This window comes from Fructilactobacillus fructivorans (genome assembly GCF_001434095.1).
Taxonomy (GTDB): Bacteria; Bacillota; Bacilli; order Lactobacillales; family Lactobacillaceae; genus Fructilactobacillus; species Fructilactobacillus fructivorans.
The window spans coordinates 1-4,025 of sequence record NZ_AZDS01000008.1; the positions used below are offsets into that span (position 1 = coordinate 1).

The following is a 4,025-nucleotide window of genomic DNA, read 5'->3' on the forward strand; positions in this document are numbered from 1 at the left end:
CTCTTCACTGCGGCTGTCCGTTAGGACAGCACCCCTTCTTCCGAAGTTACGGGGTCATTTTGCCGAGTTCCTTAACGAGAGTTCTCTCGCTCACCTGAGGATACTCTCCTCGACTACCTGTGTCGGTTTGCGGTACGGGTAGTTATTAACTCGCTAGAAGCTTTTCTCGGCAGCGTGACATCAGTTGCTTCCCTACTATAATTTCGGTCCTCATCGTCGCTTGTCAACCCGATCAAAAGCATTTCTCTCTTGACCTGACTTGCGACTTGAACATCCATATCCATCAGGATGCACAACTTAGCCTTCTGCGTTCCTCCATCACTCAAACGTTAATAACTAGTACAGGAATCTCAACCTGTTATCCATCGTCTACGCCTCTCGGCCTCGACTTAGGTCCCGACTAACCCTGGGTGGACGAGCCTTCCCCAGGAAACCTTAGTCATTCGGTGAATCAGATTCTCACTGATTTTTCGCTACTCATACCGGCATTCTCACTTCTAAGCGCTCCACTAGTCCTTACGGTCTAGCTTCGTTGCCCTTAGAACGCTCTCCTATCACGCGACAAAGTCGCGTCCACAGTCTCGGTAATATGCTTAGCCCCGGTAAATTTTCGGCGCAGAATCACTCGACTAGTGAGCTATTACGCACTCTTTAAATGGTGGCTGCTTCTGAGCCAACATCCTAGTTGTCTATGCAACTCCACCGCCTTTTCCACTTAGCATATATTTAGGGACCTTAACTGGTGGTCTGGGCTGTTCCCCTTTCGACGATGGATCTTATCACTCATCGTCTGACTCCCGGATATAAATCAATGGTATTCGGAGTTTATCTGAACTTAGTAATCCAAGACGGACCCCTTGTCCAAACAGTGGCTCTACCTCCATGATTCTAAATCCGAGGCTAACCCTAAAGCTATTTCGGAGAGAACCAGCTATCTCCAAGTTCGTTTGGAATTTCACCGCTATCCACACCTCATCCCAGCACTTTTCAACGTACACGGGTTCGGACCTCCGGTGCGTATTACCACACTTTCATCCTGGACATGGATAGATCACCTGGTTTCGGGTCTATGGCAACATACTTCAACGCCCTATTCAGACTCGCTTTCGCTTCGGCTCCGCTTTTTCAGCTTAACCTTGCATGCAACTATAACTCGCCGGTTCATTCTACAAGAGGCACGCTATCACCCTTAAATGGGCTCTAACTGCTTGTAGGCACATGGTTGCAGGAACTATTTCACTCCCCTTCCGGGGTGCTTTTCACCTTTCCCTCACGGTACTGGTTCACTATCGGTCACTAGGTAGTATTTAGCCTTGGGAGATGGTCCTCCCGGCTTCCGACGACATTTCACGTGTGTCGCCGTACTCAGGATCCTGAACTGAGGGAATCTGATTTCGTCTACTGGGCTATCACCATCTATGGCTCAGCTTCCCAACTGATTCGACTATCAGATTCTTTTGTAACTCAAATGTTCAGTCCTACAACCCCGACCAGTAAACTGGTCGGTTTGGGCTGTTCCCCGTTCGCTCGCCGCTACTTAGGGAATCGAAATTTTTTTCTACTCCTGCGGGTACTTAGATGTTTCAGTTCCCCGCGTTTACCGCACGACAGCTATGAATTCACTGTCGAGCAATCATCGACTAAGATGATTGGGTTTCCCCATTCGGAAATCTCCGGATCAAAGCTTACGTACAGCTCCCCGAAGCATATCGGTGTTAGTTCCGTCCTTCATCGGCTCCTAGTACCAAGGCATTCACCATGCGCCCTTAATAACTTAACCTGCATCACTTCGTGATGTAAGTTATTGAGTATTTGCGATTTAAACTATTTTAAAAAACTCAAATAACGTAGTGGTTATTTCTCGGTTAAAATTATAATTAAAATATAATTAATACAGAAAATAATATTATCTAGTTTTCAAAGAACAAAGTNTTGACACTGACGTGTCAATGGAGAATAACGGGATCGAACCGTTGACCTCCTGCTTGCAAAGCAGGTGCTCTCCCAGCTGAGCTAATTCCCCAAAATATTCGATTGTCACTTACCAGTAACGATGGGTCTAAGTGGACTCGAACCACCGACCTCACGCTTATCAGGCGTGCGCTCTAAACCAGCTGAGCTATAGACCCAAAAGCGCGAACATTTATTTTGATGAGAGTAAAACTCTCAAAACTAAACAAGACTNAGCTGAGCTATAGACCCAAAAGCGCGAACATTTATTTTGATGAGAGTAAAACTCTCAAAACTAAACAAGACTTTAATTGTGTAAGGTTTCCGAATTTTTCCTTAGAAAGGAGGTGATCCAGCCGCAGGTTCTCCTACGGCTACCTTGTTACGACTTCACCCTAATCATCTGTCCCACCTTAGGCGGCAGGCTCCAAAAGGTTACCTAACCGACTTTGGGTGTTACAAACTCTCATGGTGTGACGGGCGGTGTGTACAAGACCCGGGAACGTATTCACCGTGGCATGCTGATCCACGATTACTAGCGATTCCAACTTCATGCAGGCGAGTTGCAGCCTGCAATCCGAACTGAGAACGGCTTTAAGAGATTAGCTTGACCTCGCGGTTTCGCAACTCGTTGTACCGTCCATTGTAGCACGTGTGTAGCCCAGGTCATAAGGGGCATGATGATTTGACGTCATCCCCACCTTCCTCCGGTTTGTCACCGGCAGTCTCACTAGAGTGCCCAACTTAATGCTGGCAACTAATGACAAGGGTTGCGCTCGTTGCGGGACTTAACCCAACATCTCACGACACGAGCTGACGACAACCATGCACCACCTGTCATTCTGCCCCCGAAGGGGACACCTAATCTCTTAGGTTAACAGAAGATGTCAAGACCTGGTAAGGTTCTTCGCGTAGCATCGAATTAAACCACATGCTCCACCGCTTGTGCGGGTCCCCGTCAATTCCTTTGAGTTTCAACCTTGCGGTCGTACTCCCCAGGCGGAGTGCTTAATGCGTTAGCTGCGGCACTGAAGGGCGGAAACCCTCCAACACCTAGCACTCATCGTTTACGGCATGGACTACCAGGGTATCTAATCCTGTTTGCTACCCATGCTTTCGAGCCTCAGCGTCAGTTACAGACTAGACAGCCGCCTTCGCCACTGGTGTTCCTCCATATATCTACGCATTTCACCGCTACACATGGAGTTCCACTGTCCTCTTCTGCACTCAAGTTTCCCAGTTTCCGATGCACTTCTCCGGTTAAGCCGAAGGCTTTCACATCAGACTTAGAAGACCGCCTGCGCTCGCTTTACGCCCAATAAATCCGGACAACGCTTGCCACCTACGTATTACCGCGGCTGCTGGCACGTAGTTAGCCGTGACTTTCTGGTTAGATACCGTCGCGACGTGAGCAGTTACTCTCACGCCCGTTCTTCTCTAACAACAGAGTTTTACGAGCCGAAACCCTTCTTCACTCACGCGGCATTGCTCCATCAGACTTTCGTCCATTGTGGAAGATTCCCTACTGCTGCCTCCCGTAGGAGTCTGGGCCGTGTCTCAGTCCCAATGTGGCCGATTACCCTCTCAGGTCGGCTACGCATCATTGCCTTGGTGAGCCTTTATCTCACCAACTAGCTAATGCGCCGCGGATCCATCCAAAAGCGATAGCACAAAGGCCATCTTTCAAACGAAAACCATGTGGTTTTCGTTGTTATACGGTATTAGCATCTGTTTCCAGGTGTTATCCCCTTCTTCTGGGCAGGTTATCCACGTGTTACTCACCAGTTCGCCACTCGCTGCTAACTTAAGTCAAGCTAATGCAAGCATCAACTATCATTAGGCGCAGCTCGTTCGACTTGCATGTATTAGGCATGCCGCCAGCGTTCGTCCTGAGCCAGGATCAAACTCTCATTTTAGAAATGAGAAATTTTACTAGCTCATTATTATTTGTTGTTATTCTTTTTCAAAAGAATTAAAAAGCGAATTGACTTCGCAAATGTTTAATTTTAAGCTTGTACACTTAAAACTACCTTACACTTGTAATCAAAATCTTGTTCAGTTTTCAAAGATCTACT

2 tRNA genes and 2 rRNA genes are annotated in these 4,025 nt (G+C 47.6%); all 4 read right to left on the reverse strand.

What is annotated here, in order from left to right:
* Window positions 1-1,780, reverse strand: a 23S ribosomal RNA gene (locus FC73_RS06805); the annotation flags it as partial.
* Window positions 1,781-1,950: 170 nt separating this feature from the next.
* Window positions 1,951-2,023, reverse strand: a tRNA-Ala gene (locus tag FC73_RS06810).
* Between the two features lie 31 nt (window positions 2,024-2,054).
* A tRNA-Ile gene (locus FC73_RS06815) sits at window positions 2,055-2,129 on the reverse strand.
* Between the two features lie 161 nt (window positions 2,130-2,290).
* A 16S ribosomal RNA gene (locus FC73_RS06820) occupies window positions 2,291-3,866 on the reverse strand.
* Between the last annotated feature and the right edge of the window lie 159 nt (window positions 3,867-4,025).